This window comes from Desulforegula conservatrix Mb1Pa (assembly GCF_000426225.1).
In the GTDB taxonomy this organism is placed as follows: Bacteria; Desulfobacterota; Desulfobacteria; order Desulfobacterales; family Desulforegulaceae; genus Desulforegula; species Desulforegula conservatrix.
Map to the genome: position 1 here is coordinate 27,661 of NZ_AUEY01000021.1, position 23,678 is coordinate 51,338.

The following is a 23,678-nucleotide window of genomic DNA, read 5'->3' on the forward strand; positions in this document are numbered from 1 at the left end:
TTTTTCTCCTATCTTATTTTTTCAGGGTAACCTGTTATTTCTCTGATTTCTTCATAAAGAGGCTTTAGTGCCTTGAATATATTCTTATAAACTCTTCTGTACAGTTTATCATATATTTTTGCCCTTGCCGGATCAGGAACAAAGACTCTGTCCCTTACAGACATGGAAGTAATTGCGTCTTCAAAGGATTTATAGAAACCAAGCCCGACAGCCGTAATCATGGCGGCTCCAAGACCGGAAGCTTCTGTGGTTCTGCCCCTGGCAAGCTTGAGATTAAAGATATCTGCGGTTGTCTGACAGATCTCGTCACTCTGGGAAGCCCCGCCAGATACAGCCAGATAAGTTACTTTTCTTCCGGACGCCTTCTCGATCTTGTGCAGGCCATCGAGCAGACCGTAACCCAGTCCTTCTATGACTGCCCTGTAGACATGAGGCTTTTTATGAACATCTCCAAATCCGATCATGGAGCCTTTAGCAACAGGATGCTCGAGACCCGGCCCCCAATAAGGCTGAAGCATCAGACCCATTGCTCCGGGAGGCGATTCATGAAGCAGATCATTCAAAATGATCTCAGGCGCAACTCCAAGTTCTTCTGCTTTTTCCATTTCCTTGTGGCCGAACTCGTTTTTGAACCAGGTTATCATCCAGTAACCCCTGAAGATTTCCACCTCTGGATTGTATTTGCCTGGAATCGGCGCTGGATAAGGAGGCATGAATCTTATGGATTCAAAATATTTATCGGTTGTGGTCTGAACAGTGGCTGTAGTTCCGAAACTCAGGCTGGCCATGGTTGTATCAAGAACACCTACTCCTATTGTCTCACAACCTTTATCAGATCCGCATGCGACAACCGGAATTCCTGCAGGAATACCCGTTACCAGAGACGCCTCGTTTGTAATTTCACCAATCAGCTCACCAGGAAGAACCACCTCCGGAAGCTTTGACCTTTCTATTGGGAACAGCTTGAAATTAAGAGAGCTTTCCGAGGCCCAGGCCGCCTTTCTGTAGTTGAAAGGAGCATGGCCTATCTGTGAAGCTGTGGAATCTTTGAACTTGCCAGTAAGTCTTCTGTTAAGAAATCCTGAAACCTGCATATAACAAGCTGTTTTTTCCCATATTTCAGGCTCGTTCTGCATGATCCAGTTGCATTTCGCATCTGCCTGGAGCTTTCTTAAAGCATTGTTTACTCCCACGCATTTGAAAACAAAATTCAAAAATGAATTGGGTTCATATACAGGCATGGCCTTGCGCTGGTCCAGCCATGTAATTACAGGTCTCAAAGGATTGCCGTCTATATCTACATTGACCATGCTGTCTCTCTGGGTTGTAACGCCAACACCGGCAATCCTTTCAAAATATTCAGGACACCTTTTTTTAAGCAGATTAGTTGCTTCGCAAAGACTGTCCCAGAATATTTCGGGTTTCTGCTCAGCCCATCCAGGTTTTGGGCTGCTGTATGCTTCATAATGAATCTGCACCTTATCGAGCAATAGTCCCTGCCTGGAAAAAAGAAGAGCTCTCAGACTCTGGGTGCCACAATCTATTGAAAGTAAAATATCCCTCAAAATACACCTTTGCCTTTATTTTCATCAGCTCTGATCAAGCTCAAGTATCCCATGTTTGTTACAAAATTTTTAGAGTCTTTATACGTCACACGACTGATTGTGGTATGACCTCTTACCATATTAAAGCATAAAATACTTTTCCACAAAAAATGTCAAAAACTTTTTCACATAAAAGCAACGCCCCTATTGACTTTCGAGGCATTCAAAATTAGATTGTAGCCGCTCAATTTCATATTATCCATTTCAATAAAATCCCTTTGCCCGGAGGAAAAAATGCACAACAGAAAAACTGTGGTTTCTGTACTTCTTATTGCTGTTTTTGTAATGGCTCTCTGTGCCGTAGGCCAGACTGCAGAAACAAAATCAGCTGAGACAAAAAAACCTAAAATTGTCGTGGACAATGAAGTATTTGTCTTCCCCAACACAGTTGAAGGTACACAGGTCACCCACGATTATAAAGTAACAAACAAGGGCGATGAGATCCTTAAAATTGAGAACGTAAAACCTGGCTGCGGATGTACTGCGGCTAATTTCACGAAAGAGATCCCACCAGGCGGAGAAGGCAAGATAAGCATAAAATTTGACACCACGGGATACGGCGGCAAAGCTCCTGAAAAGCCAGTGACAGTAATGTCAAATGACCCTGATAGACCATCGATAGAACTAAAGATAAAGGGAGTAGTCGAAAGCTTTGCCGATGTTTCAAAAGACAAGGTAACATTCAAGGGCAAACCCGGAGATAACCTTTCAGAGGTTATAACCATTACGCCAAAGGAAAAATTCCCTTTCAAGATCGTTGAAGTCACCTCAGCTTACGGCCAGCACATGACCACAAAGCTTGAAACAGAAACCAAAGACAATAAGCCTGTTTACAAGCTCACCATAATAAACATCAAAAAAGATCCGGGCAGATATTATGACAGAATCAGCATTAAGACCGATTCAGAGGCCCAAAAATTCATAGCAATAGGAGTCTACGGAGTAATAGAAGATCCGGCTGAAGCCCCAAAAGCTTCTGGGACACCGGCTCAATGAAAAAAATACGGGCTGTAATTTTTGACTGTGATGGTGTCATGTTTGACACCCGTGAGGTCAACAGAATATATTACAACAGGATTCTAAAGCATTTCGGAATCCCGGACATGACCGAAGAACAGCTCGAAAAAGCCCATATGGACACTGCAAAAAATGCAATAAAAGACCTCCTCAACGGGCAGCACGATCTTGAGGAGGTCTATAAATATGCGGCAACGTTGTCTTATAATGATCTGGTTCCACATATGATCATGGAGCCTGACCTTAAAGATCTGCTTAAAGGGCTTAAAAAATCAGGATTTATCACAGCAATTGCCACAAACAGAACATCCACGATGCCTCTTGTTATAAGCCATCACGGGCTTGAAGGCCTGTTTGATCTTGTCGTGACAACAAAGGATGTTGAAAATCCAAAACCTGCGCCAGACCAGCTTTTCAAAATACTTGAACATTTCAACCTCGGGTCTGACGAAGCAATATATATAGGCGATTCAAAATTTGATCAGCTCGCTTCTGATTCGGCAGGAGTCATTTTTTTCTCTTTCAGAAACAGTGGCCTGAAGTCCGTCAAAAATCTCCGGAGTCTTTCGGAAATCCCTGAAATAGTCGGCTTGAATTAATCAGTATTATTTGAGTTTGCTGCCACCCATCAATCCCTAATCAACTTTGCAGTAACGCTGCAAGAATTAGAGCCGTAAACAAATCTCTATCAGACAGGATCTTTCAACCAATAAGCTATCTGTAAAGCTCTTCATTTGACGGCAATAAATCTGCGTGATAAAAGACGTTCAAAGAAAGCGTTCTTGAATCAATAGTTGGGTCAATAATTGGATCATCAATCTGTGCATATATAATAAATAGACAAAGAGGACAGTTATGAAAGTCGGAATAATCGGTCTGCCGCAAACAGGAAAAAAAGCCATGTTTACCGCGCTAACAGGTTCTGAAATACCTGAGCATGTTCAGATCACAAAACCAATGCCTGGCTCGGCTGATATTCTTGATCCAAGATTCGACGCACTTGTAGCAATGTATGAGCCCAAAAAGGAAGCACACGCAAAAATAGATTTTTCCCTTCTTCCAAAACTTGAAAAAGAAACAATAGCCAAGGGTACCATTTTTCAGGACATAGCCGACATGGATGCTATCTGCCACATAGTCAGGGCATTTGAAAATGAATCGGTTTTTCATATAGACGGAGACGTGAACCCGCTCAGGGACATTGAATCGATAAATTCAGAACTCATCCTCCATGATCTTGTTTTCATTGAAAAGCGCCTCGAAAGAGTCGAGGCGAACATGAAGAAAATCAAAGATGAAAACAACAAAAAAGAACATGCCCTTCTCACAAGAATGAGAGCCCATCTTGAAGCCGAAAAACCACTCAGGCACATGGAAATTTCAGACGAAGAATGGACATTCATCAGAAGCTATCCATTCATAACCCTGAAGGAAATGGTAATTGTTCTGAATGTAGGAGAAAATGAAGTTAAGACAGAGCCATCCCAGGCCATAAAAGATTTCTGTGAAAGGGAAAAAATCGCTCTTGTAAGCATCTGCGCAGGAATAGAATCCCAGATCGCATTGCTTGATGATCCTGAGGAAAAGCAGGTTTTCATGGATGATCTTGGAATTGAAGAACCTGCGCTTGGAGTTCTTACAAGAAGCTGCCTTAACGCCCTTGGCAAAATATCATTTTTTACCGTAGGAAAAGATGAAGTCCGTCAGTGGATTATGAGAAAAGGAGCTTCTGCGCCGAATGCGGCAGGCACCATCCACTCAGACCTTGAAAGAGGGTTCATTCGTGCAGAGACCATAAAATATGCTGAACTGATGGCTGCAGGCAGCGAAGCAGAACTTAAAAAGCTGGGCAAAATATATGTGAACGGCAAGGATTATATTGTCGAGGACGGAGATATCCTGAATATAAGATTCAAAGTCTGATCCGGTTCTGCGTTATTCTCCAGTCAAAGATATGGGGCTATTTGAAGAAGCCCCATTACCTCCAATAAAACATCATATTTTCATATAAATTAGTAAATCACAGGTCTCATACCATTTTCAAACCAAAGATGAAATCAAGGCGGCAAGGAGGAAGCAACTCAAACGTACGTGGTTTGTACGTTGAGGAGCTGATGACGATGCCAACATATATAGCGCTTTGATTTGGAATTGGTATCACATCCCAAAACCGTTTACTCAAGAGGCACATCCTCGACAGCGCTTTTCCCTGCTGTTCTGAGCAGAAATACAAGAGGGATGGTTATGACAAAAAGAAGTGAAACCAGGAAATAGACTCTGTTGAAAGAAAGCATATATGAGTGCTTATCCACAAATCTGCCCAATACTTTTATGGCCTGCTGATTTGCAGTGACAACGTCCGTGCCTTTTGAAATCATCAATTGCCTGATACCAGCAATCCATTTTGTGGACTCTGTACTGTAAGCTGAAATGTTTTCCATCAAATGTGTCCTGCTGGTCATATACCCCCTTGTCAGAAAAGTAGCTGAAAGGGCTATTCCAATACTTCCGCAGACCTGACGCACAACATTGTAAAGGCCTGTTGCAGCTGTCATCTGCTCTCTTAAAACAGTCGAAAGGGTTACAGTACTGACGGCAACAAAAGCAAGTCCAAGCCCAAATCCCTGAAAGATTTGCGGCAACAAAAGTACCCCGAATGTTGTGTCAGTAGTCAGAAAAGCCATTTGCCCAAAAGCGACAGCACTTATTAAAAGACCTGTTATTATAAGGGGTTTGGGGCCAATCTTGTTATAAAGCCTCCCGCCAAGCGGCATGGCAAAAGCCATGGCAAGGGCTCTCGGCATTATTATCAGGCCGGAATCATAAGCTGGATACCCAAGCAGCTGTTGAAGAAACATTGGCAGAAGAAAGAGACTGGCGTATAGTCCCATGCCAAGAGCTCCACCGATAACAGTTCCTGAAGCAAAGGAAAAATTTTTAAGAAGTCTCAGATCAACAGCCGGTTTTTCCGTGGTAAGTTCTCTCCTGACAAAAAGCAAAAGTCCTGAAATGGATATTATCGCAAGCCAGATTATGAATCTTGAGCTGAACCAGTCCTTTTCCTGCCCTTTTTCAAGCATGAGCTGAAGCGCTCCAAGCCCTATTACCATAAATCCAAGACCTGGCCAGTCAATTTTCCCTTTTTCCCTGACAAGATAAGGCGGATCTTCAAGGTAACGGATAACCATGATAAGATTAATAATTCCAAGCGGAATATTGATGTAAAAAATCCAGGGCCATGAATAATGGTCAGTGAGCCATCCGCCAAGCGTTGGGCCAAATGCAGGGCCCAAAATCACCCCAAGGCCAAAAATCCCCATCGCTGTCCCCTGCTCTTCTGGTTTGAAGTTTTCCCTGAGAATTGCCTGGGAAAGCGGAGTGATCGCACCTCCGCCTATTCCCTGCAAAACTCTGAAAAAAACGAGGGAATGAAGACTTCCTGCCAGTCCGCAAAGCAGTGAAGTTAATGTAAAAAGGGAAACCGAAAAAAAATAGAAATTTCTGCGTCCGAATCTGGCACTGAGCAAAGCGATGATCGGCATAATTATAACATTGGAAAGGATAAACCCAGTGGAAACCCATGTAATTTCTTCAACTGATGCTCCAAGATTCCCCCTCATATATGGCAGGGCAACATTGACAATGCTTGTATCAATGGCATTCATCATTGTCGCAAGCATTACTGTGATGGTTATCATCCACTTGTTCGGAGAAATACTATTCATTACAGCCCCTGATAAGAATCATAAAGATTGCGTTTAATCCGATTTTTAATTTTAGACTTTGGTTTCATGATTGATGTAGCCGGACCAATATTTCAAAAATCATGTGCCTTGTATGGTTAAATCGCCGTAAAAAAAGCCGATTCGTAGGGTGCTCAAGCTCTAAGGCTTGCGCACCAGATTCGTGTGCCTCCGGCGGGTCGCTTTTTTGGAAAAAAGCTCCGCAAAAAACTCATGGATAATTGATGGTCTAAAAAAGTTCCCCGCAAAAAACAAATCATCCAAAGCAACATAACAGGCCATGGCATCAACCTATCTCGTAAGTATTGTAGGAACAACGCTCATACCGACCCTTAGGATATGCTCGGTCTGGGCCGCTGAATCTATGACTATTTTAACCGGGATTCTCTGAACAACCTTTACAAAATTCCCTGACGCGTTTTCAGGAGGAAGGAGGGCAAACGCAGATCCCGTGCCTGCCATCAGGCTATCAACCTTACCTTTGAATCTCTTCCCAGGAAAAGTATCGACTTCAAATTCGACATTTTGTCCAGGCTTGACATCTGTAAGCTGGCTTTCCTTGAAGTTTGCGGTAATCCAGATATTGCCAAGATCAACAATGCTCATGAGAGCCTGCCCTGGCTGAACAAAATTACCTGGCTCAACAGTCTTTTTTGTTATGTATCCATCTGATGTGGCATAAATCTTTGTGTGTGAAAGATTAAGCTTGGCCTGGGCGAGCTTTGCCTCTCTCTGGGCAATTTTGGCTTCTTTGCTTCCGTTTTTTGCAAGTCCCAGATTGGCCTCTTCCCTGTTCAGGCGTCCCTGGATTTCATCAACCTTAGCCTCTGCCACTTTGCAAGCTGTAGAAAGCCTGTCAAGCTGTTCCTTTGGGATAACTTCCTTTTCATACAATGACTGCCCACGTTTTAAATCAAGCCTGGCCTGTTCAAATGCAACTTTTGCCTGATCAACGCCTGCCTTTGCGACTTCAATCTGGGCGTATTCACCAGATGTCTCGTTTTTGGCCATGAGCAGACTTGCCTCAGCTTCCTTGACCTGAACCTCATAATCAGAAGGATCGAGGGCCAGAAGCAACTCACCTTTTTTTACTTGTCTGTTGTCATTCACAAAAACATCCAAAACCCTTCCAGGAACACGCGGGGAAACGGTAAATGAATGACTGTCGACAAAAGCATCGTCCGTGCTTACACGGTTTCGGCTGTATGTCCACCACCAGATCCCGCCTGAACATCCAACTATTATCAATACTAAAAAAATGACGCCTGCTTTTCCGTTTTTATCCAGCCCGTTTTTATCCAGCATGATTACCTCCACCTTTTTTTGACTTTTCAACATTCAAAAGTATTCTGAGATCATCCGACAATTTTTTGAAAATCCATTGTGATGATCATTTGTTTTAATTTTACAGATTCCCAGTGGCTTTTTTGATCCTTGCCAAAGCAATTTCCTTATCAAATAAGGCCCTGTAATATTCAGTTCTCGTATTGGTTAAAAGGGTCTGGGCATCGAGCACATTTGTGGCTGTGCCTGCCTGTTCCTTATATTTATTTACGTTAATTCGAAGATTCTCCTCTCCCTGCGCAATTGCCCTCGATATTGCATCAATTCTTTTATCCGCAACCTTTGAATCATTGACGGCTGTCTGATATTCAAGTCTCAGACGTTTTTGAAGCTCCCTCAGGGCTTCCTCATGTTTGAGCAGATTCTTTAAAGCCTGGCTGGTTCTTGAGGTTGTTGCGTAACCATCAAAAAGATTAACTTTCATTCCCACAGAAGCTGAAAGAATCCCCTGCTCCTCCACTTCCTTGTTCTGCAAATAATCAGCCTGAAGACGGCCAAATACTTCAGGTTTGTAATGGGCTCTGCTCTCCTCTACTGATCGTCTGTCAGCCTCAATCATACTTTTCATGGCCATGATTTCGGAATGCTTTGAGAAATCAGCGTCAGCAGGATCAGATACAGTTTTACCAGGACGCATCGGATCCTCTTCCAGCTCGCCCCTACGACCAGAATCACTCCCTGTAAGAAAATTCATCTGCAACCATCTGTTTTCATGTCTATTTACGACAGAAAGCCTTCTTTGTCTGCTATTGGCAAGCTGAACATCTGCCTGGAGCACATCATTTTTTGTAGCTACTCCCTGTTCATAAAGGGTTTTTGCTATCTTCAAATGCTGCTCCATCTGAATAATTTCCTGATCAGCTGCTTTAAGAACTTTTTCGGACTCAAGTATGCCGTAGTAAGACTCAACTACCTTTATAAACAGATCCTGTTCCTTTGATTTATAACCGAAGGCAGCGGCATCCTTTAAAGCTTCGGCGCGTTTTTTTCTCGAATCAGTTCTTCCGAAATCATAAAGTACCTGGGTCATGGATACGCTTCCAGAAGCATATCTTGGCTCCTGCATATCGAGTCCCATTGGGCCGACCTTAATTGACTGGGCTTCGTTCTGGACAGTGTAAGCACTCTGCATATCTACCCTGGGAAGGTATGTGCTGCCTGCAATCCCGATTTCGTCATCCGCAATACTTTCGTTATAGGCAACAACTTTCAGGGATGGATTGTTTTCAGATGCGGCTTTAAGACATGAGGAAAGATTGAGTTTTTCTGCATTTGCGGAAAAGGGAAAAATCATCAGATGTAAAATCGCCAGGGTCAGTATTTTTTTCATTTCAATTCTCCGATTTAATAAACAGGAACACATCCATGAACCACGTTCAAAACAAGCTGCTAAAAACCATTTCATGCCAGAAAAAAGCCTTTAACTTAACATAGACAATGATTGTCATGACAAGTTTAAAGGTAAATTTTTTTTGTGAAATTCTATTCCAGATTAGCCCAGATTCTATCGAGCATTCCCATAAAAAGGGACATTTCTTCCTCGCTGAAACCCTTCCACGTGTCATCCCTTAGATTAAGGACAAAGGGATAAAGACAGTCGCGCATTTTCCTGCCTTCTTCTGTGAGATATATCAAAAAAGCCCGCCTGTCCTCGGCATTATCTACCCTTTTGATAAGGCCTTTGCTTTCAAGCTTGTCAAGAATTCTAGTGGTATTTGGCTGGTCTTTGTAAAGCCTTGATGACAGCTCTTTCTGGGTGATTCCATCCTCATCCCAAAGCATTGCAATGACACCCCACTGCTCAGGGGTGACATCAAAGGACTTAAGGCGCCTGCTCATCTGCCCTTTAAAACGGAGTGCGGTCATGCAGATTACAAAACCGGGGGATCTATCCAGATCAAACTTTTTGTCATTTTCATTATTCATTGCATATGAATAAATTGTCATGACAATCATTGTCAACATAAAAAAATAGAGACTAATGAATGATGGCCTCGCAAAAAGTCCAAAAAAAGCATCGACGTCATGCCGGACTTAATCAGGTATCCAATAATTTAAATTACTTATAGACTCAAGCCTTCGCCGGAATGACAGGAATTGAACTTTTTGCGACATTATCATGAATAATTCTGGAAATTACATCATTCAGTTGCTTTATGATTTGCAGATAAATCGAAGGGGACAAATTTGTTTCTAAAAAAATCCATAAAGTTTTTGCCGAGCTTTTTTCCAAAAAGCGACCCGGCTGAGGTATTTTCAGATTTATGAAATACTGATCTGCTACAATCAATCAAAAATCCAAATTCTAAAATAAAAATTATGGTGTCGGATTACGAGCAAAAACGCTCTAATCCGACCTACTAATTGGCCTTATTTACGGCAATTTAATCATACAATAATCATCTTTTTTAAAAAGTCTCAAATATTTCACTGGTTTCCATACCCATTCTGCTCACCGCAGTCAGGGCAAACCCATGTAATGCCGTTGCATGAAAGTCCCCATGCGGTTTCCTTCATGCAATCCTGGCAAATGGTAAAACCGCATCTGCAATACCAGCTGAAAGAGGATATCACCTTGCAGCAGTGACACGATCTTGTCTTTTGTCTTTCTTTTTTTTCCCTGTAGGACAATTTTTTGTTATCCGAAGTATTTTGCATATTCAATCTTGATACATTTGTTCATTATTACGTCAATGCCAGCCGCTACAAGCTTCTCTGCTGCAGCCATGTTTTCGACTCCGAGCTGCATCCAGAAAACCCTGGGCTTAAGCTTGATGGCCTCTTCAACATGCTCCATCACCTGATCAGAACTTCTGAAAATATCAAGAACATCAACCTGTTCTGTAATTTCAGCCGCATTCGGAATTGTCCTTTCTCCAAGAATCTCGATATTCTCAGGCCTGACAGGAATGATCCTGAATCCGTGATTCTGAAGAAACCTTGCGACTATGAAAGAATCCCTGTCCTGCTTTGGACTTATGCCGACAATCGCAACTGTTTTGGCATCCTCAATTATTTTTTTGATCCTGTCCGGACTTGTAATTATTTCACCCTTTTTCATAACGTCTCCTTCAGGCAAGCTGCTTGCCACATTAAAGACTAAATGGTATTAGTTTTCCAACTTGTAATTCAACATTATTGTCATGTCAATTTTTTGAACTGAACATGACACCACAATCATCCAACAAGGCGGAAATCCGGTGACTGAAAAAACATTCTATATAATCGACGGAACAGCTTATATTTACAGAGCATATCATGCCATTAGAGAACTCAGGGCATCATCCGGTTTCCCCACAAACGCCATTTTCGGATTCACAAGAACCATTCTGAAACTTGTTGAAGACAGAAAACCGGAAAAGGCGGTAATGCTTTTTGATACAAAAGGCCCCAATTTCAGACATGAATTATATCCGGAATATAAGGCAAACAGGCCGCCTGCGCCAGAAGAACTTGTGATGCAGATCCCAAAAATCAAAGAAATATCTGCACTCCTTGGATTCCCGATCCTCGAGATGCAGGGATTTGAGGCTGATGACCTTGCCGGAACCCTCGCAAAAAAAGCCGAGGCAGATGGTTATAATGTTGTGCTTGTCACCGGAGACAAGGATTTTGTCCAGCTCGTTTCAGAACAAACCATCATATGGGACCCCATGAAAGAGGAAACCATTGACCTTGCCTCAGTTCGGGAGAAATTCGGAGTAGAGCCAGATAAAATAATTGAGGCTATGGGCCTTGCTGGTGACACGTCCGACAATATTCCCGGAGTTCCGGGGATAGGCATGAAGACAGCTCTCAATCTGATCAAGGAATTCGGGGATCTTGAGACCATATATGAAAAGATAGACAAGGTTTCAGGCAAAAAATCAAAGGAAGGCCTTATAAATAACAAAGACAAAGCTTTTTTAAGCAGAAAACTTGTCACCATCGACACTGAAGTCCCCGTCAGTTCAGATATAGAAAGCTTTATCCTGGCCGAGGCGAATAAATCAGAACTTGCTGAAATTTTCAAGGAGCTGGAATTCAGGCAGCTCCATCAGACATTCCATTCCGTTGCCGAATCTGTTGAGACTGAATGGATTCTGATAAACGACGAAAAAAGCCTTACAGAAATTGTAGAAGAGATTAAAAAGGCCGGAGAGTTTGCGATTGATACTGAAACGACCTCCACAAATCCCATGATTGCGGATCTTGTGGGCATATCTTTGGGTTTTTCAGATGAGAAGGCCTACTACATCCCTTGCGGTCATGATTATGAAGACGCTCCCAAACAGATGTCCATAGAAACCATCAAGAATATTATCACCCCAATATTGACTGATCCTTCTTTAAGAAAGACGGGACAGAACATCAAATATGATCTCATTATTCTTGAACGCCATGGGTTCGAACTTGCTGGGCCAATCTTTGATACAATGGTCGCGTCTTATCTGATAAGCCCTGACAGCAGATCTCACGGGCTTGACCAGCTGAGCCTCGATTATCTCAATCATAAAAACATCACTTTTGAAGAAGTGGCTGGCAAAGGCAAAAGCCAGATTCTTTTCTCAAAGGTTCATCTTGACAAGGCTGTTCCATACGCTTGCGAAGATGCATGGGCAACATTCATGCTTAGAAACAAATTAAAACCTCTGATGGAAAAAGATGATCTTGTCCCGCTTTTTGAAAATATCGAAATGAACCTCCTCCCTGTCCTTAAAGACATGGAAAAAAAAGGGATAAGAATAGACACGGACAGGCTTGAATCCCTTGGTCTTGAAATGGGGACAGAACTTTCTGCCCTGGAAGAAACAATATACGAACTTGCAGGATCTGAATTCAATATCAAATCCAGCCAGCAGCTTGGAGAAATTCTTTTTGAAAGGCTCAAGCTTCCTGTACAGAAAAAAACCGTAAAAAAGACGGGCTTTTCAACAGACGCTGATGTTCTTGAAATTCTTTCTGAGTATCATGATCTCCCAAAACAAATCCTCAGACACAGAACCCTCAGCAAACTGAAATCAACATATATTTCAGCTCTTCTTGAAATAATGCTCCCTGAAACCGGCAGGATTCACACATCATTCAACCAGACAGCCGCAGCCACAGGCAGGCTCAGCAGCTCTGAGCCAAATCTTCAGAATATCCCGATAAGGGGCGAGGACGGCAAAAAAATCAGGGAAGCATTTATTCCAAGAGAAGGCTGGACATTCATCTCGGCTGACTATTCCCAGATAGAACTAAGAATGCTGGCCCATCTATCAGGTGACGAAATTCTCATAGAGGCTTTTGAAAAAGAAGAGGACATCCATTCAAGGACAGCTGCCGAAGTGTTTCAGGTTTTCCCTGAAATGATGACACCTGAACTTAGGCAGCAGGCAAAAGCCATAAATTTCGGAATAATATACGGAATGGGCGCTTTCAAGCTTTCAAAGGAACTCGGAATAAGCCAGAAAATGGCCGCAACCTATATCGAGCATTATTTTGCGAGATATAAAAAGGTCAGGGAATTCATTGACACCAACACAGCTCTTGTCAGGGAAACCGGGAAAATAAGAACAATATCAGGCAGAATAAGAAAATTCCCGGACATAAACAGCAGCAACAAAAATATCCGCGCCATGGCTGAAAGAGCTGCCATAAACACCATAATTCAGGGAAGCTCGGCAGATCTTATAAAAATCGCCATGATCAACATGGATCGTATGCTCAAGGAAAAGGGCCTGAAGACAACAATGCTTCTGACAGTTCATGACGAACTTTTATTCGAATCCCCTCCGGAAGAAACAGAAACAGCCCTGAAGCTTATTGCAGAAATTATGGAAACTGTATTTGACCTGAAAGTGCCGTTAAAAGTCAATATCAGTACTGGCAAAAGCTGGGCAGAGGCTCATTAGCGAGACATTCACATAATACTGGTGGTGTCGCAAAAACTCAAAAAATGGCAACGGCGTCATGACGGACTTTATCCGCCATCCCTTAATTTCAGCTAATTCTGAATTCCGGTATGCGCCGGAATGACGGAAATAAGACTTCTTGCGGTCTTGCCAATATTGGGATTCTTACTGATCTTTCATCACAAACTGTCCAATTTAATCAGTCTATTCTGTTTTATTGAGAGACGATTTCCCCACTGATTTATGTTCCATAATCAAAAACACCATTCCTGAATGCAACCAAAAAAGAGAAACCAAGTTCCTATTACTAATCAATACTTAAGCTACGTCAAATTGTTTATCTATATATTATCTTTTAGTAATAAAAAACATCTTAATTATCAGTAAGTTAATAAAACATTTGATTTTTATAGGCATTAGAAATATAGAACCATTCTACTATATCAATATATAAATATTTCTTTTTTTCATAATAACTTATTGATTTAAATCAAATAGGTGATCACATGAAAGTTTTGGACAGTTGGCAGTATCAGCAAAAACTGATTACTCCTGATGAAGCGGCTAAAATCGTAAAATCAGGCGACAATATCTTCTATAGTGAATTTGCTCTTTTTCCCGAGGCACTCGATGCTGCGCTTGCCAAAAGACTGGATGAACTCGATGGCATAGAAGTTTCAAGCATTTGTGTCACAAGGGTTCCAAAGGTTGTTGAGGCTGACCCTGAAAGAAAAAAAGTGATATTCAATGACTGGCATTTTGGGGGGACTTCAAGAAAACTGCACGACAAGGGATTATGCAATTACATTCCCTTCACCTATCATCAGGGGCCAAGGGTTGTAAAAAAATACATAGACTACGATGTCGCATTTATTGCTGTCAGCCCTATGGATCCGAGGGGTTATTTCAACTTTGGACTGTCAAATTCCATAACATCTGGAGTGATCAACAAAAGCAAAAAGATTATTCTTGAGGTTAACAGAAACATACCTCACTGTCTTGGCGGAAATCAGGAATCCATACATATTTCCAGGGTGAATTATATTGTTGAGGGCAACCATAATCCAATGCCCCAGCTTCCTCCTTCAAAATCCACTGATACAGAAGTACAGATCGCGGAACATATAATGAAAGAGATTGAAGATGGTGCCTGTCTTCAGCTTGGGATTGGCGGACTACCTAATGTAATAGGCGGCATGATTGCGGACAGCGATTTAAAGGATATCGGGATTCATACAGAAATGCTTGTGGATTCATTTGTAGATCTATACACAGCAGGAAGAGTTACCGGAGCCAAAAAAAATATAGACAAATACAAGATGACCTACACCTTTGCACTCGGCACAAACAAACTCTACGACTTCCTGCATCACAACCCGACATGCGCGTCATATCCGGTAAGCTATACAAATGACCCCAAGATAATCGCAATCAATGAAAAGGTTGTAGCTGTAAACAACGCTATTGAAGTGGATCTTTTTAGCCAGGTCTGCTCGGAATCAGCAGGAACAAGACATATATCAGGTACAGGCGGCCAGTTTGACTTCATATTCGGGGCTTTCGGATCCAAGGGCGGCAAAGGAATAATCGGAATCAACTCAACATATACGGACAAGAACGGCAATTTGAAATCCCGTATTGTGCCGACTCTGACCCCAGGATCAATCGTCACCCTTCCGAGATCAATAGTTCAGTATGTTGCCACAGAATTCGGAATAGTTCAGCTTAAAGGAAAATCCACCTGGAAAAGAGCCGAGGCTCTTATCAGCATTGCCCATCCTGATTTCAGGGATAACCTTATAAAAGAAGCTGAAAAAATGAATATATGGGTAAGCAGCAATAAAAAGGACGGAGAATAAGAGCGCATCTTCCATCTTTTGATGAACATCAAAGCCTTTTCCCCACAAAAGAGGAAATAATGCCCAAAACATGTATTCCCTCTTAAAAGAAGGAGAAGCCATGATACTCATGGCTTCTCCTTATAAACATTTCTATGCCGTGATCATCCCTATGGGGAATTTCAAAATGGAACAGAGCTTTGAAATAGCTACGCCCAGGCTCAAAATAGTCACGGTTCAGATTTAGGAGACTTTCTGCTTCCTATATCTGTCAAAATCCGCGTGTCCACCGGCAAGACCTGCGAACAGCCTAAATTAACTGCAAGCGCCGATGCGTCGTCCGCTCATCTGGATGGTATAATTGCCGCAACTGCTTTCGATGGTCAAATTTCCTGAAAAAGTATCGCCACTGTAAGTAACTGTTCCATTATACGTGGACTGGCCGCAGTCCTCACTTTGGCAAACAGAACTCCAGGTAATCGTATTTCCGTTTACAACAGGAGTCGTCGAAGTACAGGTCGAATCTCCTGTATCAGGAGTGGAATCATTTTGTGTAAGGCATTGAGTGGTGGTTCTTGTAATAGGAGGCATACCAGGAACACCCTGCATGGTCGTGGTAATCTCCCACATACCGTCATTCATATCAACAGACGTTTGTCCGCCGCTTCCGCTTTCGGCAACAGACACAGCCGTGCCTATAATCGGAAGAGCAGCAGGTTCGCTGTTCGGATCTGAGACAGCCCTTGCAACCACCACGTAGCTGCCTGCAGATGGAAAGACAAACTTGCAGGAGTTTGCGGTGGAATAATCCTTAACCATTGTCCATGGCGAAGTCGAATAGGAAGATGTTCCGTAATTCGGGCAGTAATAGAACCTGTAGTATACAGGCGCTCCGGTAAGAGTTGACGCCGAGGCTGTGAATGTGACCTCCTCACCTGCCCTTGGCGTAGATGAGCTTGAGGATAATGCGGTAATATTTACCTGACCCAATTCAGAAACGGTTACAGCCTGGCCAACTATGGGCAATGCATCTGGTTCGTTATTAGGATCAACGACCGCCCTTACAACCAATATATAATTGCCGGCCTGGGGAAATGAATACTGGGCGCTGCTATCAGTCGAATATTCCTTAACAACTGTCCAGGGTGTCGTATCATAGGAAGAGGATCCATAATTGGCGCAGTAATAATATTTATAATAAACTGTTTTTCCACTGGCGCAGGAACCACTTACATTTACTGTCAAAGGTAGACCGACCTGCGGAGGTATGGCTGGCGAAAGACTGAACTGGGTGACATTAACCACATCTTCTGATGGAACTGATCTCGCAGAAGATTTTTGGTCAATTCTGCGGTCATTATCCGATTCCGCATAAGCTGTTAAAGCCGGCAGAACAAAGCATAAAAATAACAAAATCATTCTTTTTTTCATAACGCCTCCTTGTTTTGTTTTAAATGTGGAAAACGACAGCTTTTTCATATTCTAACGAACTTGCAAAAAGACAAATAAAAGTGCCTGCGTCATGCCGGACTTGATCCGGCATCTTTGTATTTTCAGATGATTCTCAGGATTCCGACTCCCGATTTTCACAGGGACAGGCCCCGCCGGAATGACTGAAATCTGAGTTTTTTCGACCTTGTCAAAATTGTCTCTTTAAAACCAGGGGCTGGAATTAGAAAGAACCTGACTAAGGATCAAATACTGCCCGGTGGTTTGAGGTCTTTAGCTGCGATGCACGATCATAAACAACCATGTTTTGGGCTATGTTTCCCTTAGAGGGAAACCGAAAAAATGAATCTTTTCGTCGTTCTTGATCCTGGGGAACTTTTTGTAAAAAAGTACTTAACTCCCCCCTCAAAAGCTTTATGAATATTTAACAAGATGGCGTCGCAAAAACTCAAAAAAGGCAATGGTGTCATGCCGGGTTTGATTCGGCATCTGTGTATTTTAAGATACTTCTGGATTCCGGCCTGCACCGGAAAGACGAAAATTGGACTTTTTGCGACCTTGTCAACAATAACAAGCTGATACCATATTTTAGTATTCATAGTTCTTGTTATTTAAAAGTATTTGCGGAGCTTTTTTAGGCATTAATATCATATATGTTATTCTATAAAATGCCTTTCCACACTTATAAGGTAACATAGCCATATTTTTTTCAGGTGAGAGGGTTATATTATCCGGGCAGGGATAAAGTCAACAACGACGTCACTAAAATAATATACTTTTACTACGAATTAAGCATCATGAACAACCGCAGAATGTTGCAGAAAATAGATTTTCCAAGCTTATAGGCTCTTATATCAAGCCACCATATATGTACCAGTACCAGCTGCAATCAGCTGATTCTTATCATTATGCAATTCAATCCTGGTAACAGCAATCTTCTTGCCAGTTCTCAGCACATATCCCGTTGCTACGAACCAGTCGCCAATACCGGGACGCAAAAAATCAACACGCATGTCAATTGTGCTGACCCTGCCAAATCGCTCAAGCCTTCCTTCTACAGTCCCTCCCTGCATTTTTTGCTGAACTCCCATGAATGAGGCCAGGCCGCCTGCAACATCAATGACAGTTGATATGGCACCGCCATGCAGCATCCCTCTCTTATAATGCCCCATCAGTTCATCACGCATGCGGATCGAAACCTTTGCATGCTCATAACTGATCGTTTCAACCTTAAGCCCCAGAATTTTATTAAATGGAATTTGTTCGTTGAATAATTCATTGATGGCAGAAACAAATTCCTCATCATTTATGCAACTATCCATTTCCCTGTCCCTTATTCACAGTCTATGTTCCAGACAGATGCTGACAATAGTTAACAAAGCATCTTGAACTATATATTGAATTATGATGATCCCGCAAAAAGTCATAAAATGGCTTCGGCGTCATGACCAACTTTATCCGGCATCTGTGTCTTTCCAGATATTTCTGGATTCCGGCTCCCGCTTTTCACTTAGGCAGGCCCCGACTGAATGACGGAAACCTGACTTTATTCGGCTTTGCAAATTATACAAGGAGGCTGTGACCGTTTTAGTCAAAATACCAATAAGTTAATTTCATTCGCCTAACAGAAACAAAAACCTCTTTAAAAAAGCCCGGAAGATCAGATACCGGTCAATACACAGACATCATTTGTCTGTATTTTCCTGGCTCTCTGGTTTTCCCTCACCCTTCACCGCCGAATCAATAGCGTTGAATATATTTCTGAAAGACTCGCCGAAACCTGCCGGGGACACACGCCCAACCTCTATGAATTTAACTACTATTTCCTTGGCAGCCCTTAAAACCTGCTCATCCATTGATGATGCCATAAAATCCTCCCACAAAAAGGCTATATTACGGTTAAGTATCGAAATATGAAGAACAAATCACTTTTTAGTTTAATTTCTTAGGTGAAGTTTTTGAAAAAAACTCCCCCAAATAATGAAACAGAATAATGGAATTGGATTATTCAGCAACTTAAATCAGCCCTTTTTTTAAATTTAAGAGTTGCAGAGCATTAAAAAAAACAATTTTATAAACTTAAGCTTGAATATTAGGCTGATACTGTTATAAATTAACTAAAAACCGCAAGCAACTCATACAGCTTTTCAAATCTGATCTTTCCATGGAAATACTAATAGCCAGAACATAGAATCGGCCTGAATTGGGTTTCAAGAACAGAATTGACTTCTCGATAAGGATAATAACCGGAATGAGAATACTGATCGCAGAAGATGATTTTATCAGCAGAACAATCATGAAAAAATATCTTACTCAATATGGTGAGTGTGATGTGGCCATTGACGGAGAAGAAGCGGTTGCTCTTTTTCGGCTGGCAATGGACGAAGGTCGGCCCTATGGACTTATCACCCTTGATATCATGATGCCCAAAATGGATGGCCAGAATGTCCTGAAGGAAATCAGAAGCATGGAATCAGACAATAAAATATATGGTGGAGATGGAGTTAAAGTCATAATGACCACTGCGCTTTCAGACAAGAAGAATGTTCTGAGTGCCTTCAAATCACAATGTGAAGCCTACCTGATAAAGCCTATAGACAAGAACAAAATCATTACTGAACTAAAAAAACTCAGACTTATTGAGACTTAAGCCAAGATAAAACTATTAGGCATATCTCTGCGGCCTCAAAAAAAATTAAAGAAGCCTGAGCTATGAACTGCAATATCACTAAAATTCTTATAGTAGATGATGTTATGATTAACCTCGTCATCCTTGAGGCCATGCTTAAAAGCCAGGATGTGGAGATCCATAAGGCCACGTCCGGTGAACAGGCCATAAACCTCATCGCAAGGAATGATTTTGCGCTCATGCTGCTTGATGTCCATATGCCTGAAATGGACGGATTTGATACACTTGAAAAAATCAGTAATTTTTATCCCCAAAAAATAATACCGACAATTCTTGTGACTGCAACAATCACAGATATACTCTCAGTTGTAAAAGGATATGAAAAAGGCGCGGTGGATTATCTGGTCAAACCTTTAAATCCTGTAATTGTCAAAAAAAAGGTACAGGTATTCATAGACCTCCACAAACAGAAAAAACATCAGGAAAACCTCGCAACAGAACTTCAAAAGGAGATCATAATCAGGGAAAAGACTGAACAGGAACTTAGAAAAAGCAAGCACCAGTTCGAATCATTGAGCCAAAATTCTCCTGATATCATTTACACTTTAGACAAAAATGGCAGAATAAACTATGTCAATCCTGCCTGGACAGAGATACTTGGACACTCAAAATCTGAAATCATGGGCAGGGATTTCACGGATTTTGCCAAGCCCAAAGACATACAGAGATACAGAAGACTGTTCAGGCAAATCAGGGACGAAGGAAAGACATTCAGGGATATTTCAGGAGAACTCATACACAAGGACGGAACCATAAGGCACTTTATCCTGAGCGGGGCACAAAACCAGAATGACAAAGACTCTGCGCCCGGCATGGTTGGTCTTTTAAAGGACACAACGACCCAGCAGAAGCTCCAGGCTCAGCTTCTTCACTCCCAGAAGATGGAAGCCATAGGTAATATGGCAGGCGGCATAGCCCATGATTTCAATAATCTGCTCCAGGCGATACAGGGATACGCTGAACTTCTGCTGATAACAAAGGCTTCGGGAAAAAAACAGAACCAGGAAATATCCGAAATAAAAAAAGCTGCCCAAAGAGGCGCTGCATTGACCCAGCAGCTTCTGACTTTCAGCAGAAAGGCGGAAATCAACTTCAGGCCTGTCAATCTTAATCTTGAAGTTGAAAGCGTACACAAGCTTCTCCTTAGAACAATACCCAAGATGATCGAAATAAAACTCGATCTCCAGAAGGACATTTCATACATAAGCGCCGATCCAGGCAGAATTGAACAAATCATCATGAATCTCGGGGTAAACGCAAGGGATGCCGTGAATGATGAAGGAACCATAAACATACTGACAAGCAACGTGATTCTTGATGACAAATTCTGCCGTGAAAATACTGGCAGCGTGCCCGGAGAATATGTTCTTTTTGAGATCTCAGATTCAGGGGAAGGAATTCCTGAGGAAGTGGTGGAGCATATATTCGAGCCATTCTTCACAACCAAAGAAGCCGGCAAAGGAACAGGACTCGGACTTGCAATAGTATACGGTATTGTTAAAAATCATCAGGGATATATTACGTGCCAAAGCCGCCTTGGCGTCGGCACAACATTCAGAATTTACTTCCCGACTATAAAATGTACAGAGGCTTTTGAAGAAAAGCCCAGGGAACTCCAGACCAAGGGCGGCACAGAAACCATCCTTCTTGTGGATGATGAAGAACAGGTTCTCCAGATTGGCTCAAGGGTGCTGAGTAAATTCGGGTATAATGTTTTGCAGGCTTCAAATGGAGACGAGGCAATAGAGATTTACAAAAACAAATTCAGCGAGATCAAAATAATAATTCTTGACATGATAATGCCCAAAATGGGCGGCAGACAGTGCCTCAACGAAATACTAAAAATCAATCCCGAAGCAAAGGTGATAATAAGCAGCGGTTTTTCGGCTGACAAGACAGACGAATCTGATATTTCGAGACTGATCAAGGGCTTTATCCATAAACCATATGAAGTTAAATACCTTCTTGCGACCATAAGAGAGGTGCTTGACGGCCCAGTCTGCTCTGAATCCGATTCCCTTTACAACTGATGAAACAGCAATAAGCTCCGGGCATTGAAACAAAATGGTATCGGAAAAAGGCACCAGTGTCATACAGGTCTTGATCCGGCATTTTTTTTATTTTCAAATACTTCTGGACTCAGGCGCCCGGTTTTCATAGGAACAGGCCTTGCCGGAATGATTATAATCGAACTTTCTGCGACCTTGTGAGACAAAAAGCAATTAAACAACCAGCTATTCTTCACATCGTCATAATTTGAACTCTTCTGTTAAATGAAAGATCAAAGGTCGCTTTTTGAAAAAAGCTTGGCAAAAACTTTTCGGTTATGGATTCTTTTGCTTTAAAAATATATGTTCTCAACTCCATAAAAGTTTTGGGAAAGGTCTGGAAAACCCTTTTTCAAAAGGATTTTCCAGAAATTATGCAACAACAGGCTTGCCATTTAAACTGCCTGACTCATTTCAAATGTTCAAGCTGTGACATTGATGAGTATAACAATCTAATGTCACCAATTCCGCTTACGTAACTGTTTCTTGACAGATCCTTTCCTATTAATCTAAATATCAAAAAATAGTATTTTAAGAATATAAGGACTTTACTTCGGCAAATTAAATCACTTCATAATCAAAAAACAGGTTTCTCTTTGGGGCCAAAGCAATCAAAGCTAAAACGGATCCTTCAACTTTGATGGACTAGCAAAAAGTCAAAATAAGGCGACTGCGTCATGCCGGGCTTGATCCAGCATCTTTGTATTTTCAGACACTTCTGGATTCCGGCTCCCGGTTTTCACTTAGGCATGCCTCGCCCGAATGACGGGAATCGAACTTTTTGCTATTTTGTCAACTTTCATAAGGATCTAACAGATTGATCTAAAGCCCTGAATCTTTCTTATAAATATTAATGCAATCCATCTTGCGGCTTGATCGCTGATCAATGTCACAGTTTTGGGAAGCCTCGAAATCTATTTTTCTAAAAAAGCCTCTTGATTTTGAAATGTGATAAGGAAAAATAATGAAAGCAAATGAATCAGAAACAGTTCCGTTTAATATTGAACTGGGCTGCCAGCTGTTTCTTCAAACCCAGGCCATAAACGAACGGGTTCCTACTTTTCTCATTGGGATAATCCCCCAATCCGGCCTGATAATAAAGACGCCATATGTCCAGGGAGTTGAAAATGTGGTTTTGACAGGGGATGAAATTGTCATTCGCTATGTTTTCATGGGAGAAGTTTTTGGATTCAAATCCAAAATACTCACTTCCATAGCGTTCCCTTTCAAACTTACCTTCACAACCTACCCTGAAAAAATTGAAAAAATGTCTCTGAGGAAAAAATCCAGAATTTTATGCAATATCCCCACCTCTCTGCATTTTTCCAGCTTTGAAATGAAAGGAGTCGTTGTTGATATGAGCTCTGACGGGGTTCTTTTCAGCGCCAAAATGCCTGATGACTCTTCCCCGATGCCCTTAAAAATCAACACGGCAATAATCCTAATGATGCCCCTGATGGGAATTGAAGGCAGGACAAAGATCGAGGGAATAATTAAAAACATTAGGCAGAACGATAAAGGATTGCAGCTTGGGATAGCTTTTAATGGGCTTTCAGAGGATCTGATTCAAAAACTTGACAAATACGTTCAAACGATCATGGATCATTCTTGATCACAAAAAAACAGGTTGCAAGGGAAAATAATCATGCCATGCTACTGTCAAGAACGATTAAACAACCCAAAAGTGGCCGAGCTTATGAAGGATATTCCCGAAGGTTTCTGCGGACTATGCGATATTTGCGATAGACCTGGACACACAAGAGCTCATCCTAATCTTCCGACATCAGGGGCCTGGTGCGACGAGCACTGGAAAGAACTTTTGGCCCGCCCCTCAATTACGATTGACAGCATTCTAAAAACAATCATCATTGCCATTTCATTTGTTATGATTGCCCTGGCGATATACAGACTTATATAAGTTATTCCAATTTTGATAAACTCGAAAAAAGTCAAAAATAGGCGTCTGCGTCATGCCGGACTTGATCCGGCATCCAGTAATTTCTGTCACTTATGGATTCCGGCCTGCGCCGGAATGACGACAACCGGTCCTTTTTGGCCTCGTCAAAAAAA

At 41.9% G+C, this 23,678-nt stretch carries 20 protein-coding genes; 10 read left to right on the top strand and 10 right to left on the bottom strand.

Features of this window, described 5'->3' with window-relative positions; all coding sequences use genetic code 11:
• Window positions 1–8: 8 nt before the first annotated feature.
• The gene (locus K245_RS0109725; RefSeq protein ID WP_027359137.1) at window positions 9–1,565 is read right to left on the bottom strand and encodes an FGGY-family carbohydrate kinase; all 1,557 of its coding nucleotides are present in this window, start codon (window positions 1,563–1,565) and stop codon (window positions 9–11) included.
• 273 nt (window positions 1,566–1,838) lie between these two features.
• On the opposite strand from K245_RS0109725, the gene K245_RS26545 reads away from it, so the two are divergent.
• The 3 genes from K245_RS26545 to ychF all read left to right on the top strand — a co-directional run bounded on the left by K245_RS26545 (window position 1,839) and on the right by ychF (window position 4,544).
• The gene (locus tag K245_RS26545; RefSeq protein ID WP_051284017.1) at window positions 1,839–2,600 is read left to right on the top strand and encodes a DUF1573 domain-containing protein; all 762 of its coding nucleotides are present in this window, start codon (window positions 1,839–1,841) and stop codon (window positions 2,598–2,600) included.
• Window positions 2,597–3,220, top strand: a complete 624-nt coding sequence (locus K245_RS0109735; RefSeq protein ID WP_027359138.1) for an HAD family hydrolase — start codon at window positions 2,597–2,599, stop codon at window positions 3,218–3,220. Before K245_RS26545 ends, K245_RS0109735 begins: the two co-directional genes overlap by 4 nt.
• A gap of 256 nt (window positions 3,221–3,476) precedes the next feature.
• Window positions 3,477–4,544, top strand: coding sequence for a redox-regulated ATPase YchF (gene ychF / locus K245_RS0109740; RefSeq protein ID WP_027359139.1), 1,068 nt, complete (start codon window positions 3,477–3,479; stop codon window positions 4,542–4,544).
• Between the two features lie 251 nt (window positions 4,545–4,795).
• Here the strand turns inward: ychF and K245_RS0109745 are convergent, their stop codons facing one another.
• The 6 genes from K245_RS0109745 to K245_RS0109775 all read right to left on the bottom strand — a co-directional run bounded on the left by K245_RS0109745 (window position 4,796) and on the right by K245_RS0109775 (window position 10,769).
• Entirely contained in the window at window positions 4,796–6,346 is a 1,551-nt protein-coding gene (locus K245_RS0109745) for a DHA2 family efflux MFS transporter permease subunit (RefSeq protein WP_035276908.1), read from the bottom strand.
• Window positions 6,347–6,655: 309 nt separating this feature from the next.
• Complete coding sequence (locus K245_RS23850; RefSeq protein ID WP_035276910.1) at window positions 6,656–7,669, bottom strand: HlyD family secretion protein; 1,014 nt, start codon at window positions 7,667–7,669, stop codon at window positions 6,656–6,658.
• 100 nt (window positions 7,670–7,769) lie between these two features.
• Window positions 7,770–9,038 carry a TolC family protein gene (locus K245_RS0109755; RefSeq protein ID WP_027359141.1) on the bottom strand — a complete coding sequence of 423 codons (1,269 nt, stop codon included), beginning with the start codon at window positions 9,036–9,038 and terminating at the stop codon, window positions 7,770–7,772.
• Between the two features lie 152 nt (window positions 9,039–9,190).
• Window positions 9,191–9,655 (bottom strand): MarR family winged helix-turn-helix transcriptional regulator, encoded by a 465-nt coding sequence (locus K245_RS0109760; RefSeq protein ID WP_198013867.1) that lies wholly within the window; start codon window positions 9,653–9,655, stop codon window positions 9,191–9,193.
• 480 nt (window positions 9,656–10,135) lie between these two features.
• Window positions 10,136–10,366, bottom strand: coding sequence for a hypothetical protein (locus tag K245_RS0109770; RefSeq protein WP_027359144.1), 231 nt, complete (start codon window positions 10,364–10,366; stop codon window positions 10,136–10,138).
• On the bottom strand, window positions 10,347–10,769 hold the full coding sequence (locus K245_RS0109775) for a CoA-binding protein (protein ID WP_035276911.1): 423 nt from the start codon (window positions 10,767–10,769) through the stop codon (window positions 10,347–10,349). The genes K245_RS0109770 and K245_RS0109775 overlap by 20 nt, the downstream gene beginning before the upstream one ends.
• A 139-nt stretch (window positions 10,770–10,908) precedes the next feature.
• Between K245_RS0109775 and polA the strand changes: the two genes are divergently transcribed.
• The 3 genes from polA (at window position 10,909) to K245_RS27700 (ending at window position 15,669) form a co-directional block, all read left to right on the top strand.
• Window positions 10,909–13,584 carry a DNA polymerase I gene (gene polA, locus K245_RS0109780; RefSeq protein WP_027359146.1) on the top strand — a complete coding sequence of 892 codons (2,676 nt, stop codon included), beginning with the start codon at window positions 10,909–10,911 and terminating at the stop codon, window positions 13,582–13,584.
• Window positions 13,585–14,090: 506 nt separating this feature from the next.
• Complete coding sequence (locus K245_RS0109785; protein ID WP_035276912.1) at window positions 14,091–15,443, top strand: acetyl-CoA hydrolase/transferase family protein; 1,353 nt, start codon at window positions 14,091–14,093, stop codon at window positions 15,441–15,443.
• A 70-nt stretch (window positions 15,444–15,513) separates the two neighbouring features.
• Entirely contained in the window at window positions 15,514–15,669 is a 156-nt protein-coding gene (locus K245_RS27700; RefSeq protein ID WP_156906760.1) for a hypothetical protein, read from the top strand.
• Window positions 15,670–15,737: 68 nt separating this feature from the next.
• Here the strand turns inward: K245_RS27700 and K245_RS0109795 are convergent, their stop codons facing one another.
• The 3 genes from K245_RS0109795 to K245_RS0109810 all read right to left on the bottom strand — a co-directional run bounded on the left by K245_RS0109795 (window position 15,738) and on the right by K245_RS0109810 (window position 18,739).
• Complete coding sequence (locus K245_RS0109795; RefSeq protein WP_027359148.1) at window positions 15,738–16,853, bottom strand: DUF3617 domain-containing protein; 1,116 nt, start codon at window positions 16,851–16,853, stop codon at window positions 15,738–15,740.
• 872 nt (window positions 16,854–17,725) lie between these two features.
• Complete coding sequence (locus tag K245_RS0109805) at window positions 17,726–18,193, bottom strand: thioesterase family protein (RefSeq protein WP_027359150.1); 468 nt, start codon at window positions 18,191–18,193, stop codon at window positions 17,726–17,728.
• A gap of 363 nt (window positions 18,194–18,556) precedes the next feature.
• Window positions 18,557–18,739 carry a hypothetical protein gene (locus K245_RS0109810; RefSeq protein ID WP_035276913.1) on the bottom strand — a complete coding sequence of 61 codons (183 nt, stop codon included), beginning with the start codon at window positions 18,737–18,739 and terminating at the stop codon, window positions 18,557–18,559.
• 383 nt (window positions 18,740–19,122) lie between these two features.
• On the opposite strand from K245_RS0109810, the gene K245_RS0109815 reads away from it, so the two are divergent.
• The 4 genes from K245_RS0109815 to K245_RS23855 all read left to right on the top strand — a co-directional run bounded on the left by K245_RS0109815 (window position 19,123) and on the right by K245_RS23855 (window position 23,526).
• A complete protein-coding gene (locus tag K245_RS0109815; RefSeq protein WP_027359152.1) occupies window positions 19,123–19,521 on the top strand; it encodes a response regulator in 399 nt (132 codons plus the stop codon).
• Window positions 19,522–19,583: 62 nt separating this feature from the next.
• The gene (locus tag K245_RS0109820) at window positions 19,584–21,590 is read left to right on the top strand and encodes an ATP-binding response regulator (protein ID WP_027359153.1); all 2,007 of its coding nucleotides are present in this window, start codon (window positions 19,584–19,586) and stop codon (window positions 21,588–21,590) included.
• A gap of 982 nt (window positions 21,591–22,572) precedes the next feature.
• Window positions 22,573–23,220 carry a flagellar brake protein gene (locus K245_RS0109835; protein ID WP_027359155.1) on the top strand — a complete coding sequence of 216 codons (648 nt, stop codon included), beginning with the start codon at window positions 22,573–22,575 and terminating at the stop codon, window positions 23,218–23,220.
• A gap of 33 nt (window positions 23,221–23,253) precedes the next feature.
• Window positions 23,254–23,526 (top strand): hypothetical protein, encoded by a 273-nt coding sequence (locus K245_RS23855; RefSeq protein WP_035276914.1) that lies wholly within the window; start codon window positions 23,254–23,256, stop codon window positions 23,524–23,526.
• Window positions 23,527–23,678 lie beyond the last annotated feature (152 nt).